Raw genomic sequence first — 14,423 nt, 5'->3', positions numbered from 1 at the left:
CGGAGCGGGGTCTATTGCCCGCCCCATGAGCGCCGTCGTCCCTGCCCTGATCTCCGCCACCGACCTGTTCCTGTCCTACGGACAGCAACACCTGCTGGAGGGCGTGACCTTGGCTGTGGCCCCGGGAGAGAAAGTGGGCCTCGTGGGCCGCAATGGTTGCGGCAAAACGAGCCTGCTCAAGATTCTGGCGGAGGAGCACCAGGCCGACAGTGGGATCATCTCCCGCCGACGTGGTCTGCGCGTGGGCTACCTCCCCCAGGAGTTCGTGCTCGACGGCACCAAGACCGTCCGGGAGAACATCGAGTCCGGCGTCGCCGATCTGATGGGCTGGCTCCAGCGCTATGAAGCCGGCGAGGGCAGCGAGGCGGAACTCGCGGAATTGCACCATCTCATTGAGGCCGCCGATGGCTGGAATCTGGAAGCCCGCATCAAGGCCGATGCCACCGCTCTGGATGTTCCTCCCCTGGATGCACCAGTCGGCCCCCTTTCCGGTGGAGAGAAGCGTCGTGTGGCCCTTTGCCGGGCGCTCGTCACACAGCCGGATCTCCTGCTGCTGGACGAGCCCACCAACCACCTGGATGCCGAGTCCATCCGCTGGCTGGAAGACTACCTGCGCACCTTCGCAGGAGCCGTCATCTTCGTCACGCACGACCGTTATTTCCTCGACGTCATCGCCACCCGCATCATCGAGATTTTTGACGGCAAGGCCTATTCGCATCCGGGAAACTACACTGCCTATCTGGAGTCCAAGGCTCTGCGGCAGGAGATCTCCGAGCAGACCGAGCGGCGGCGCCAGCGCTTCCTCAAGGTGGAGCTGGCATGGGTGCGCTCCGGGGTCAAAGCCCGCGGCACCAAGTCCCGCCATCGCATGGACCAGTACTACTCCATCGCCGGGCAGGACGCGCCGGTGGAGGAGCGCGAGATGGATGTGCTCATCCCCCCGGCCCCGGAGATGGGGAACATCGGAGTGGACCTGCTCAACGCTTCCGCCCGCGTGGGCGAGGGAGACGAAGCCCGCTGGCTCTTCCGTCACCTGACCATGTCCCTGAAACCCGGCCAGTGCACCGGCGTGGTGGGCCGCAACGGGGTGGGCAAAACCACGCTACTGCGCCTGTGTCTCGGTGAACGCCAGCCGGATGAGGGCTCCGTCACCATCGGCAAGAAAGTCAGCTTCAACTATATTGACCAGAACCGCATGCAGCTCGACGGCAGCAAGACTGTCATCGAGGAAATTGCAGACATGGATGAGACCGTCTCCTTCGGTGGCCAGAAGATGGGGGTGCGCACCTACCTGCGCCGCTTCCTGTTCAATGACGACCGGCTCCGCGAGCGCATCGACCTCATGTCCGGCGGTGAACGCGCCCGGCTCATGCTGGCCAAGGTGCTGAAGCGGGGTGGCAACATCGTCGTGCTGGATGAACCCACCAACGACCTCGACCTGCCCAGCCTGCGCATGCTTGAGGAGGCCCTCGTGGACTTCGAAGGCAGTGTGCTTGTGGTGAGCCACGACCGCTATTTCCTCGACCGCGTGTGCGACCAGATCGTCGCCTTTGAAAACGGCGGTGTGTTTGTCCAGCCAGGGAACTACTCCTACTATCTGGAGAAGAAAAAGGAACGCGACCTGCTCGCACGTCCCTCCTGGGCAGAGCCGGGCAAGGCTGCCCGCAAACCCACTGCGTCCGCTGCCGCGAAGCCTCGCAAGCTCACCTACAAGGAGCAAAAGGAACTGGAAGGCATGGAAGCCCTCATCATGGAGGCAGAGGGCAAGGTCGAGGAGCTGGACCGCACCCTGAACGATCCCGAATTCTTCGTCACCCGCTCGCTTGAGGCTCCCGCCAAGATCGCGGCCCTGGAAAAGGCCCGAGCAGAGGTCGCCCGTCTCTATGCTCGCTGGGAAGAATTGGAGCAGGTTCAGCAGGCAGCGACAGCGTGAGTTCCTGCCCCACGGGCTGAATCGACGATAGTCCAAGGGAGCGGCAGTTTGTGCCTCAAGCACAACCGCCGAACGTGAGCAACGCGACGGATCACCCAACCCGGGATCGCCAGATGAGCCGATTTAGGCATCGCCTCATGGCAACCTCCAAGCCCTTTGCCCCCTCCCTTCCGATTGCCAAGCGGCGGCAAAGCGAATTGCCAATCTGCGCTGCTCATTGCGTTTCCACACAGTGCGTTGAACAAAACCCCCACACCCTTCGTCTCATCGTCACCGCAAGCACGGGTTGAAGCGAAGAATTGACATTCGGCGCTCCCTGTCGCTAACTATCCGTCGTGAACAAGTCCGTCACCAACTTCTGCATTCTCTTCCTCGCGTTCGTCGCGGTGGGCTGGGCGCAGGTGGCGGGCCTCAATCACCACTATGTCTGTGTCTGCACCGGGGAACCGGTGGAAGTGGCCTCTGACCACTGCCACGCCCACGGGAGCCAGGTGGCCACGGATGAAGAAGGCAGTCACCATGAACATGCCGACCATCATGACTCCCAGCCGCACACTCCGCTGAAGAAGGAGTTCAAGGCGCAGAACAAGACGTCTGCCACGGTTACCATTCAGGCCCCCGCACCTGTGATGCTTTTCGACCTGCCCGACTTTGCGCGGCCAGTCATTCCTCTTTTGATTGCAGAAGATCAAATCGACTCTCGTCCGCCGCATCATCTGGCGGAGAGCCCCCCGGCGGCACTCCAGGTCAAGGAGTGCGTCGTCCTGCTCGTTTGAGCCGGAACGTGGTGGTGATCATACCACCTTCTACGCAATAAAACCTGCGCAGCTTCGTCATGCTCGCGCATCACCTGCTTCATGCACCCGTCATGCAACCACGTTCCTATTTCACTTCCCTGCTTTTTTCCAGCCTCCTGCTGTGCCCCGCCCTGCTAAGGGGCGACGTCCAGATCTCAATCAACGGCGCGCCTTCCTACGCGCTGAAACACAATCCTGACATCGCTGCCGCCCGCATGCGCATCGTGGAGGCGCAGGGCCGCCTCCATCAGGCCGGCCGCCTCTCCAACCCCGAGCTGGAGTTCGACAACAACAAGAACCCGCGGAGCTCAGAACGAAATGTCGGGGTCGCCTTCAACCAGAAGTTCCCCCTCACTGCCCGGCTCAGCCAGGAGAAGACCCTGAGCCGCCAGCAACTGGCGCAGGCCGAGGCGGAAGTCCGCAACGAAGAGCGCAAGCTCATCGCCGAGGTCAATGCCGCAGCGATCAAACTCCTCGTGGCCGACCAAAAACTGGCCCTCGTGGAAGCCCAATTGAAGGTCTCCAACTCGCTCGTCGAGGTGGTCGAGAAACGCACGCAAGCGGGAGAAATTGCCGCCAGCGATGCCGCCCAACTGGCGATCGACAACCAAAACCGTCTGCTGGAGTTGCAGCAGATCACCGGACAAAAAGCAGTCCTTGTGAATGAGCTCAAGCCCTTGCTGGGCGTGAGTGCGACGAATGGCCTGACGCTCACCGGATCGCTCCCGGCCATCAGCAATGGGGCCAAGGGCATCGACGTGCAGGGTCGTCCCGATCTGAACTCCTCCCGGATCGCTCAATCCGTCGCGCAGAGTGAGGTGGATCTCGCCAAGTCATCCCGATGGGAAGACATCGGCGTGGGTCTGACCGTCGAGCATGAGAAGAGCGAGGACGCTCCTGAAGGCATCCGAGGCGACAGCTTCGTCGGCTTCCGCATCAGCCTACCTCTCCCCCTCTGGAACAAGCAGAAAGGATTGATCGCCGAGAAAGAGGCCGCCCAACAGCGGGCCGTCCTTGAGACCAAGGCGCTCGAGTCCCGCATCCAGAGTGAAGCCGCCGCCGCCCGCGCGGAGATGGCCGCCAGCGCCCGCCTCTATAGCGAGACCAAGACCAAACTCCTCCCCACGATCGAGCGACACTCCCAGACCATCGAGAAGGCCTACAGTGTCGGGGAAGCGGACGCCATGGCGTTGTTGCGATCCAGAGAACAGAAGCTGCACGCCGAGACGGCTGCACTGGATGCACTCCAGAGCTACCACCTCGCCCGGGCACGGCATGAGGCCGCCACCGCCACCCAGCCTGCCCTGCGCAGCAGTGGCAGCAGCAAATAATTTCCTCGCTCCCCCTTTTCATACTTTTCGTTACATGACCCCATCTATTTTCACCTCCGCCTGGCGCGGATTGCGCCTGCTTCTGCTTGCGGTCTGCCTGATGCTGCTGCACGCCCTTCCTGCTCACGCCGCAGAAGGAGGCGGCAACCGCAAGGACAGCACCATCATTCTTGACGAGACCCGGATCAAAAACCTGGGCCTGGAACTTGCGGAGACCGAGGAAACAGAATTCGAGGAAACCATCTTCGCCCTCGGCGGCATCGAGGTGCTGCCTGGCAAGAAAGCCGTGGTGAGCAGCCGCATCCCCGGTCGCGCCTTCTCTGTGCTGGCCCTGCCAGACCAGGAAGTGGACGAGGGCGAGGAACTGATGTGGGTGGAGAGCCGTCAACCGGGCGATCCCCCGCCCACAGTGCGGCTGGAGTCACCCATTGCTGGTACCATTGCCAAGGTGGACATCGCTCAGGGCCAGCCCATCAGCCCGGACCAGTCCCTCATCGAGATTGTGGACCTTTCCCAGGTGGAAGCGGCTGCCCGCGTACCTGAGCATCTGGCTGGCAGGCTTGCCAAGGAGCAACACGCGCGCATCCGCATTGCCGCCTACCCTGACAAGGTGTTTGAGGCCCAGCTCAACCACCTTGGTGCCTATGCAGATGAGACTGCTGGCACGGTGGAAGCGGCCTTTCACGTGCCCAATCCAGACAAATTGCTGCGTCCCGGCATGCGGGCGGAGTTCAGCATTGTCACCAGCAAACGCGACGCCGTTCTCTCCATCCCCCGCTCTGCCCTCCAGGGTGATGCCGGGGAAAGGTATGTCTTCATCGCGGACTACGAGTTGAAGCATGCCTTTGTAAAAACACCGGTGCAGATCGGCGCCCAGAACGATGAGCGTGTGGAGATTCTCAGTGGCCTCCTTCCCGGAGACCAGGTGGTGACCAAGGGAGCGTATGCCTTGAGCTTTGCCGGAGCGGGCAGCGTCTCCCTGCGTGAGGCGCTCGACGCCGCCCACGGCCATCCTCACAATGAGGACGGCACAGAGATGACCAAGGAGCAGATCGCGGCGGGCGGTAAAGGCGGCCACGATCATGACCACGACGGTGGTGGCGAAGGCGGTTGGACCCGCCTGACCACCTTCTTCGCCGGGACCAGTGCGCTGCTTTTTTGCATGCTCGCGCTGAGTTTCATCTTCCGCAAACGCAGCCTGTAAGCCCCGGCCATGCTGAATCATCTCATACGATTCTCGCTGCGACACCGCCCCATCATTCTGGCGGCAGCGCTGTTGATCTTGGTGTCTGGATGGCAGGTCTTGAAAAACCTGCCGGTGGAAGTCTTGCCAGACATGACCAAACCAACCGTGACCATCCTCACGGAATCTCCGGGCCTTGCTCCTGAGGAGGTGGAAACCCTCGTCACCCAGCCCATCGAATCCGCGCTCCAGGGTGTGGGCGGTTTGGACCGCTTGCGTTCCAGCTCAGACGTCAGCCTCTCCCTGGTCTTTGCGGAGTTCAAGTGGGGCACAGACATCTACCGCGCGCGTCAGCTCGTGCAGGAGCGCATGCAGGCCGTGCTCAACACTCTGCCAGAAGGCACCCAACCAGGGATGACGCCCGTGTCCTCCCTCATGGGTGAGATCCTGCTGGTGGGCATCCGCAGCAAGGACAACAAGACGGTCCCCATGGACCTTCGCACGCTCGCCGACTGGACCGTCCGCAGGCGACTGCAAAGCATCAACGGCGTGGCGGAAGTGCTGGCCATCGGTGGTGGTGTAAAGCAGGCCCAGATCCTGCCAGATCCGCAAAAGCTGGCCGCATACGGCATCACGTTCGAGGAATTACAACAGGCGGCCACCCGCGCTGCTGACAATTCCACGAGCGGCTACCTGACGACCGACACCCGGGAAATCATGGTGCGCAATCTGGGCATGACCACAGACCTCGATGAACTCGGGCGCACCGTGGTCAAGCAGCTCGACCATCGCCCCGTGCTCATCCGGGATGTGGCAACGCTCCAGTACGGCCCCCAGCTCATGCGTGGCGATGCCAGCATCGATGGCACCATGGGAGTCATCCTCAGCATCGACAAAGCACCCGGCTTTGACACGCTCAAACTGAGCGCCAGCATTGAGAAGGCCTTGAAGGACCTGAAACCCTCCCTCCCCGAGGATGTCGAGCTGGAGATTCTTTTCCGCCAGGGAGACTTCATCCAGAGTGCTGTGGACAACCTCAAGCAAGCCATCCTCGAAGGGGCTGTCATGGTCGCCGTAGTTTTGCTGCTGTTCTTGCTGAGCGTCCGCACCACCCTCATCACTCTCGCGGCCATGCCCCTCTCCTTTGGCATCACGCTGCTCGTGTTCCAGTGGCAGGGAGTCAGCGTGAATTCCATGACTCTTGGTGGCCTGGCCGTGGCCATCGGCATGGTGGTGGATGACGCCATCGTGGATGTGGAAAACGTCTGGCGTCGGCTTCAGGAAAACGCCTCCTCTTCCGCTCCCAAGCCCAAGCTGGAGGTCATCGCCACCGCCTCGGGTGAGGTGCGAAACTCCATCCTCTACGCCACCGTGCTCATTGTACTGGTCTTCTTGCCCCTCATGGGACTGGAAGGCCTGGAAGGTCGCCTCTTCACCCCCATTGCCATCGCGACCATCACCAGCATGATCGCGTCCTTCGTGGTCTCACTGACCGTCATCCCGGTGCTCTGCTCTCTGGTGCTCAATCCCAAGCCAACCAAGGAAGCCCACGGCTCCCACGATGGCTGGCTCGTGCGCCTGCTCAAGAATGGCGTGAAACATACGCTGCTCAAGGTGGCTCTGGGCAATCCGCTCCTGGTTCTAGGTGTCACCGCGGTGCTGCTCATGGGCTCCTTCATGCTCTACCCCAGCATGGGCAAGGAGTTCCTGCCCACCTTCAACGAGGGCAGCGCCACCATCTCCCTGGCCGGACCACCCGGCACGGGACTCCGCCAGTCCAATGAGATCGGTGAAGTGGGCGTGCGCATTCTTCAAAGCATTCCCGAGGTGAAAAGCGTGGGGCGCCGGGCGGGACGAGCGGAACGCGACGACCACGTGGTCCCGGTTTCGGTCAACGAGTTCGATGTCGAGTTCAACAAAGACGGGCGTCATCGCAACGAGGTTTTCAAGGAGATCCGCGAGAAGCTGGGCACCATCCCGGGCACCTTTGTGAACGTGGGGCAGCCCATCAGCCATCGCCTGTCCCACATGTTGAGCGGAGTCAGCGCAAAGATCGCGGTCAAAATCTATGGCCCCGACCTGCAGAAACTGCGCGAATACGGCAAGCAGGTGGAGGCGATAGCCCGTGGGATTCCCGGGCTTACCGATGTGAACCTGGAGGCCCAGGTGCCGATCCCCCAGCTCAAGATCGAAGTGAACCGCGAGCGGGCCCATGCCTACGGGATGCAACCAGGTGAGCTCAACGCCCAGCTTTCCGCACTGGTGGGCGGCACCACAGTGACCGAGTTGCGGGAAGGTCAGCGCACGATGGACCTCGTCTTGAGGCTGCCGGAATCATGGCGGGATTCCCCGGAAAAAATCCGGGACCTGCCCATCGAAACCAGCACCGGTCGGCGCATTCCGCTGCATCTCATCGCCGACGTGAGAGACTCCAAAGGTCCCAATGTCATCAACCGCGAGAACACCCAACGCCGCATCGTCATAGGAGCCAACACCAGCGAGCGCGATCTGGAGTCCATCGTGACTCGTCTGCAAAAAGAGGTCAGGGAAAAGCTCAACCTCCCCACCGGCTACTTCGTGAGCTTTGAAGGGGAGTTCCAGGCCCAGCAGGAGGCGGCCCAGCGCATCACAATGCTGTTCACCCTCGTTCTCGCCGTGGTGAGCGTGCTTCTCTACGGGTACTTCAAGAGCGCCTCTCTGGCGCTCCAGGTGCTGGTGAACATTCCCCTGGCCCTCATGGGTGGTCTGGTGCTCACGTGGCAGGTGGTGAACAACATCTCAATCGCCACGCTTGTGGGCTTCATCGCCGTGGGTGGCGTCGCCGCCCGCAACGGCATCATGATGATCTCCCACTACCTCCACCTCATGAAACATGAAGGCGAAGGGTTCACCCGGGAGATGATCATCCGCGGCACGCTGGAGCGCCTTGTACCCGTGCTCATGACCGCCCTCAGCGCTGGCATCGCCCTTATCCCGCTGGTGCTGGCTGCTGGTGAGCCGGGCAAGGAAATCCTCCACCCGGTGGCTGTGGTCATCGTGGGCGGTCTGGTTAGCTCCACACTCCTCGATCTGCTCGTCACACCTGCCGCCTTCTCCCTCTTCGGCCGGAAGGCTGCCGAGCAAGCCATCCGGCTGGAGGCACCCGCCGCTCATTGATTCCCTGCAATTTTAGCCCCTTTCCCCTGAATTCCAGGGGACCGACGATAGTCAAAAGACAAACCAACAGAAACCGAATCGAATCGATTCAAATCAAACCGAGTCCAACCACCTCACAACCCTGAGCCAAACCAGAACGAACATGAAAACCCAATTGAAAATCGCCTCCCTCTTCGCTGCTGTGCTGCTTGCTGCCAACTCCCTCTTCGCCCATGGCGGCGTGGAACTGGGCCCCAACGGCGGCCGCATTCTGGAGTTCAGCAAGGACGAAACCATGCACGGCGAAGTCACTGCCAAGGACGGCAAGTTCCAGATCGCGCTGCTCGACAAGGACATGAAGCCAGTCGCTCTGGGCGACCAAGTCCTAACCGTCACGGCAGGTGATCGCGACAAACCCACCAAAGTGGAAGTCACCAAGGCCGATGGCAAGTTCGTGGTGCCCATGCAGAAAGGCGAAGCCTACTGGGTCATCTTCCAGTTCAAAGCCAGCGCCAAGGCCAAGCCCGTGACCGCCCGCCTTCACTACAACGCGGAGATCTGCGAAGAATGCAAGGCCGCCGAATGGCTCTGCAAATGCGCCCCTGAAGGCGAAACGAAAGAAAAGAAGAAGTAGTCGGGTGTTCCCCTCTCGTCCCTTCTGATCCACGGCACCCTCCCTGCTCCTTGCATGGAGGGTGTTTTTTTGAAGGCAGCGGATTCCTGCAACAACTCAGCCGCCTGAAAACTAAACACTGAAAACTTCAAACTCTTCATCCTCATGACCGCCTTCCAGATTCTGAAGTTTCTTCTCAGTGCAGCGGTGATCGTTGTAGTGACAGAAGTTGCCAAGCGCAATAATTTCGCCGCCTCCATCATCCATTCACTTCCTCTCACCTCCCTGCTCGCCTTCATCTGGCTCTATACGGAGAAGAAAGACACCGAGCTGATCGCGAGCCACGCCTTCGGCACCTTTTGGTTCGTGCTTCCCACTCTGCCGATGTTCCTGGTGCTGCCCATCCTGTTGCGACGCGGCTGGGGATTCTGGCCCGGACTGGGACTCTGCATCCTCGGCACCTTTCTCCTCTACCTCCTCACCATGTGGTTGTTGCGTGTCGCCGGGGTGAGGTTATGATTCAGTGTCCGTGGAAGTTTCTATCGCATTTTACCCGTTGGAACCGGGTAATGTGACGCAAACTTCACATGCCACCATTCGCTTGCAGCCCCCCTGTGATGTTGGGTGGTGCACAAATTCCACCATTCCATCTCAGTACGTCTTCCGTCATCATGAACGACCGCCATATCCTCTCCAGCTTTGACCAAGCCCTCGATCAACTGCGCCAGGATCTGTTTCATATGGCCAGCGTCACCACACAGAACCTGAACGATGCTGTGCGTGGCTTGATTGAACGTGACACTGACCTCTGCAATCAGGTCATCGCCGAAGATGAGCAGGTAGATCAGTATGAGAAGAAAATCGACGCCACCGGCATCGCCATCCTGACCCGCTTCACCCCCCTTGCGCAGGACCTCCGCCGCGTGGTCAGCACTATGAAGGCATCCAGCAATCTGGAGCGCATCAGCGATCAGGCCGTGAACATTGCCCGCCGTGCCAAGCGCATCCTTCAGAGCCTGGATCTGCCAGAGACCCGCATGATCGAGCCGATCCACGCCCAGGCCATGGCGCTCCTCAAGGACTCCGTGCAGGCATTCAGCGTGGAAGACGTGCCTTTGGCGACGAGCCTCAAGGCCCGCGACAAGGAGCTGGACCACCAGCAGAACGAGTTCATCATCCGCCTCACCAAGCGCATGGAGGAAGATACCTCCCGCCTCAAGGATTACATTGACCTTGTGTTCATCGCCCGCTTCCTCGAGCGTGCTGGCGACCACTCCGTGAACATCGGCGAAGACGCCGTGTACGCCGGCGTGGCCCGTGACATCCGCCACGAGCACTAAGAGCTGCCCGGCAGGAGCATCTCCCGAATTCATCCCAGGCTGGCAACGTCCCGTCTGGGATTTTTATTTTGTGGCGGTGAGTTGGTCCGCCAGAGCGGTGTCATTTGACTCCTCTATCCCGCCGGCGCGAACGATTCTGGCATCCCTTCAGGATGCATGCGCTTTTCGCCCCTTTCCAGGGGCATGGACTCGCAAAGCTCGCCCGGCCCCTGGCTACCCTCTATCATGCCTTCGGCATTGTAGTTTCATGAATACCCACCAATAGGGCAATGCCATCAGGGAAAAGGATAGTCTTGCTGTTTTGCGCTGGTGAGTTCCGGAGTCGCGATGGGATATCCGCCTGGCCAGTGGCACGGATGCCACTTCAGGAGGGCCGAAGGTCCGGCGTCATGCCAGACGCCATGATGGCGGGATCAGCAAACAACAGGCAGCGTGCCTGGTGCCACGCGAAAGGCACTGACCCACACCATCATGACCACCTATACTTTGCACACCCCCATCCCTTGTCACGCAGCGATCTGCAAGGCCCTCAATCTTGCTGGCCAGGAACGCCGTGTCACCCTGGGCCTGGACCTGGAGCTAAACACTCCCGCAGGCGCCCTGATCGTCGCCGGAGGCCAACCGCTCAATCTGGACAAGCATCCTCGCAGCCTCTGGGTTGAACTGGTTGGCTGGCTCATCAAGCAAGGCTGTGAAGTCCATTGCGTCCAGGAGGCTTGTGGCTTCGGCTGGGAGTTCCACCGCGAGTTGGAAGGGGCCGGAGCCGGCAGCATGGTGGTTGCTCCCCAGGAGCTCAGTGGCAAACGCAAGACCGACAAACGCGATGCCCGCATGCTGGCCTCCCTGCTCTGGGACTATGTGAGCCGGGGCAACCGAGCCTGTCTGCGCCCGGTCAGGGTCCCCTCGGTGGAGAAACAACAACAACGAGGGTATCACCGTCGACGGTCTCAGCTGATCAAGATGCGTTGTCAGATTGCGGCCCAAGGGTGCAGCCTGCTGTGGGACCATGGCTGGTTGAAGGAACTCAAGGGCTGGTGGACGCCCAAGAACTGGGAGCAGCTCAAAGCCGATTTGCTCGCCGCCTGCCGCACGTGGCTGGTGGGCATGCTTGAGCCCATGCAGAGAATGTGCCTGCAGCTAAACAGTGATAGCGACGAGCTCAAAAAGAAGGCCATCAGCAAATTCAAGACGGTGAAGGCCGGTGCATCTGAGGCGACGCAGGAGAGAACCCCGACAGGCGAAGTTCGCCCCAAAGGACTGGGTGAACTCAGCTATGCCATTATCACTTCGGAAGTGGGTGACTGGAACCGGTTCAAGAACCGGGGTCAGCCCGGCTCCTTCATCGGCTGCTGCCCCAGTGAGTACAGCAGCGGAGAAAGTCAAAAGATGGGGCAGATTGACCGCATGGGCAGCTCGCGGATCCGCACGACGCTGGTGGAAGCGGCGTGGAGGATCTGCAGGCTCAATCCGAACTGGAGGGGGGTGAGGAAATATCCCGAGGAACTGGGGCCTGAGGCCACGGTCCGTGGAGCCAGGAAGCGCAAGGCGATCGTGGCCTGCGCCCGGATGCTCATGGTTGATCTTTGGAGATTGCACGTAGGAACGGCAACGTTGGAAGGCCTGGGCTTGGAGCCAGCCACCACCTAAGAGCCGCCCTGCTGAAACACTTTCAGTCGGAGAATCTGATCGACCCAAGGCTTGGCCGCCGCAAGGTTTAGCCCGCATTACCAGAATGATCGATTCCTGACTGATCCTTGTAGCCCGCAAGGGCGAGATGCACGGCCCTGAGGGCCTGTGCGGATAGGAGCATGAGAGCAGGAGTAAAGCTGCTCAACAGCGCGTGTCGTAGACCGAGCTGCATCAAGGATCAGACGACAGAAAGAATCACGACGAACCCTCCACCCTCAAAGAGCAGCAACGCCGAAGAAAACCGCAAGTCACCTCACAAACCAATTGACCCGCCTCATAGGAGCCTTGGGCAACGCCCAAGGAATGGATGACCCATTAACCCTTGAGGGCTGAAGGCCCGGCCTCATCAAACCTGCCTATGATGAGCATCCCAGAATGACGTCGGGCCTGCAGTCCGGCAGGGGCCGAGTCGCACTGGCACGGTCCTCGCACACGCATCAGCACCTCAGCGCCCTGTCACTCCAAAACCACTCTTCGCACTACACAGAGTCTTCCGCCCAAGGTGTGCAACCCAGCCGAACGCGTGTCGTTTCATAAATCCCCACCTGTTTGGCGCCCCCTCGGTTGGCCCAATCAGGAGACACTTGCGGCAAGCGGAGCGCTTGCCCTACAGTCCCCCGTCACACTCGCACGGTCCTCGACACGGCATCCGCAACCCAGCTCTCCGCCAACAAAATCGCTTCATCTCCATGCCGAAGGCATCCCAGACGGTAGCCAGGGGTCAGGCGAGTTAAACGAGCCCTTACCCCTGGGAAAGGCAAAAAGAACCCTGCATCCTGAAGGGATGCCAGAGATGGCCTCTACTTCCTGGGCCAGGTGACCCGCTCTGCTTCAGCTCGGCGATTGGTGCTCAAAGCACAAATCGCCGCTCCTTGACATCCTCCGCAACATACCTCCCATTTCCTCGAACCCACCTCCTAAATCACGTCATCACCTCAAGTCTTCCAGTCTAGTGTCTCCCCCGCAGCGGCCTACACCAACCCCTTCAACGGCTCCTTGCTGTCGCCAAACCGCTCCGTCTTCATGCCAGCCGTCTGCAGCATGCTGAGGAACAGATTGCACATGGGCGTGTCCTTCGGATTCATCAGGTGACGTCCCGTCGCCAGCTTCCCGCCGCCCTTGCCCGCCAGAATGAGGGGCAGGTTGTTGGGGTTGTGGGAATTGCCATCCCGCAGGCTGGAGCCAAACAGGACCATGCTGTTGTCCAGCAGCGTCCCCTCGCCCTCCTTGATGGACTTCATGCGGTCCAGCATGTAGGAAAACTGGTCCACGTGCCAGGTGTTGATCTTCTCGTACTGGTCGAGCTTCTCCTGGCGGTTCTCATGGTGGGACAGCTCGTGGTGACTCTGGGTCACGCCGGGCAGGAATGAGAAGTTCTTGCCGCTCACCGCCCAGCCAAACATGAAGGTGCTGGCGCGGGTGCTGTCGCTCCAGAAGGCCAGCGTGATGAGGTCCATCATCAGGCGGGAGTGCTCCGTGTGATCCAGCCGCAGACGACCGCCAGGGTCGGCGTTGTTCCCCGCCATGATCTTGCTGATGCGCTCGTCCAGATTTTTGATCTCCCCCTGCAAGCCGGGGTCGAGGTTTTCACCCGTGGCCACGCGGGCGATGTCCGCCTCGATGCGTTGCTCCACAGAACGGATGCTTTCCAGATACTGATCCAGCTTCTGTTGATCCTCCGTTCCCACCTTGGAACGCAGCGTCTTGGCATCAGAGAGCACCAAATCCAGCACGCTCTTGTTCTCCAGCGCCGAGGCACGGCGCTGCTGGGCGTTCTCGCGGAAGAGACGATCAAAGACAAAACGCGGATTGATCTCCGGCGGCAGCGGCGAGGTCGGCGTGCGCCAGGCGATGTGTGAACCATACAGCATCGTGTAGTTCACGTTGAAGTCCACGCCGGTATGGATGGGCTCCGTGCCCAGCTCCAGGGAGGAGAACCGCGTCTCGTGCCCGAATTGCTGGGCAAAGGCCTGGTCCACGCTCACGCCGCAGTGCAGGTCCTTGCCCGTGGTCTTGGCGATCTTCGTCCCAGTCAGCCAGTTGGCCGTCTTCGCGTAGTGCCCGTCGCCGCCCTCGCAGTTCTCGTGACCGAGGTGCGTGAGGATGTTGATATCGCCCCGATGGCGATCAATCGGCTGGAGGATGGGCGAAAGTTTGAAATCAACCCCTTCGCCTTCCGGTGTCCAGCGATCCTGGCGCACGCCGTTGGGCATAAAGATGAACGCCATCCGCACCGGAGGTTTTCCAGCGGTGGCCGCTGCCGCCCGAGCCGTGGGCACCATGGCATTCAGGAAAGGCAGCGCAATGGTAGCGCCAAGGCCACGAAGCACCTGACGGCGAGAAAGCGGTTCACGGGGGATGATGAAACTCGGCATGGACTGAGAAACTACGTGCCTTGAAGG

General features: G+C 60.7%; 10 protein-coding genes. 9 read left to right on the top strand and 1 reads right to left on the bottom strand.

Features of this window, described 5'->3' with window-relative positions:
• The first annotated feature begins 25 nt into the window (after window positions 1–25).
• The 9 genes from BV034_RS12005 (at window position 26) to BV034_RS11965 (ending at window position 11,979) form a co-directional block, all read left to right on the top strand.
• Window positions 26–1,933 carry an ABC-F family ATP-binding cassette domain-containing protein gene (locus tag BV034_RS12005; RefSeq protein ID WP_050027255.1) on the top strand — a complete coding sequence of 636 codons (1,908 nt, stop codon included), beginning with the start codon at window positions 26–28 and terminating at the stop codon, window positions 1,931–1,933.
• Window positions 1,934–2,268: 335 nt separating this feature from the next.
• Window positions 2,269–2,709, top strand: coding sequence for a hypothetical protein (locus BV034_RS12000; RefSeq protein WP_050027254.1), 441 nt, complete (start codon window positions 2,269–2,271; stop codon window positions 2,707–2,709).
• 92 nt (window positions 2,710–2,801) lie between these two features.
• Window positions 2,802–4,061: a TolC family protein gene (locus tag BV034_RS11995; RefSeq protein WP_265592905.1), complete on the top strand. Its 1,260-nt coding sequence runs from the start codon at window positions 2,802–2,804 to the stop codon at window positions 4,059–4,061.
• Between the two features lie 34 nt (window positions 4,062–4,095).
• Window positions 4,096–5,265: an efflux RND transporter periplasmic adaptor subunit gene (locus BV034_RS11990; protein WP_050027252.1), complete on the top strand. Its 1,170-nt coding sequence runs from the start codon at window positions 4,096–4,098 to the stop codon at window positions 5,263–5,265.
• A gap of 9 nt (window positions 5,266–5,274) precedes the next feature.
• Entirely contained in the window at window positions 5,275–8,400 is a 3,126-nt protein-coding gene (locus BV034_RS11985) for a CusA/CzcA family heavy metal efflux RND transporter (protein ID WP_050027251.1), read from the top strand.
• Window positions 8,401–8,542: 142 nt separating this feature from the next.
• A complete protein-coding gene (locus BV034_RS11980) occupies window positions 8,543–9,013 on the top strand; it encodes a hypothetical protein (RefSeq protein ID WP_050027250.1) in 471 nt (156 codons plus the stop codon).
• 144 nt (window positions 9,014–9,157) lie between these two features.
• The gene (locus tag BV034_RS11975) at window positions 9,158–9,511 is read left to right on the top strand and encodes a DUF3147 family protein (RefSeq protein ID WP_050027249.1); all 354 of its coding nucleotides are present in this window, start codon (window positions 9,158–9,160) and stop codon (window positions 9,509–9,511) included.
• Between the two features lie 152 nt (window positions 9,512–9,663).
• Window positions 9,664–10,332, top strand: coding sequence for a phosphate signaling complex protein PhoU (gene phoU, locus BV034_RS11970; RefSeq protein WP_050027248.1), 669 nt, complete (start codon window positions 9,664–9,666; stop codon window positions 10,330–10,332).
• A 471-nt stretch (window positions 10,333–10,803) separates the two neighbouring features.
• Window positions 10,804–11,979, top strand: a complete 1,176-nt coding sequence (locus BV034_RS11965; RefSeq protein ID WP_050027247.1) for an IS110 family transposase — start codon at window positions 10,804–10,806, stop codon at window positions 11,977–11,979.
• A 1,013-nt stretch (window positions 11,980–12,992) separates the two neighbouring features.
• Here the strand turns inward: BV034_RS11965 and BV034_RS11960 are convergent.
• The gene (locus BV034_RS11960; protein ID WP_050027246.1) at window positions 12,993–14,396 is read right to left on the bottom strand and encodes a DUF1552 domain-containing protein; all 1,404 of its coding nucleotides are present in this window, start codon (window positions 14,394–14,396) and stop codon (window positions 12,993–12,995) included.
• Window positions 14,397–14,423: the final 27 nt, after the last annotated feature.

Source organism: Verrucomicrobium sp. BvORR034, assembly GCF_000739635.1.
Classification (GTDB): Bacteria; Verrucomicrobiota; Verrucomicrobiia; order Verrucomicrobiales; family Verrucomicrobiaceae; genus Verrucomicrobium.
Note: the sequence above shows the minus strand (reverse complement) of the source record. Positions and strands in the feature narration are given on the sequence as shown.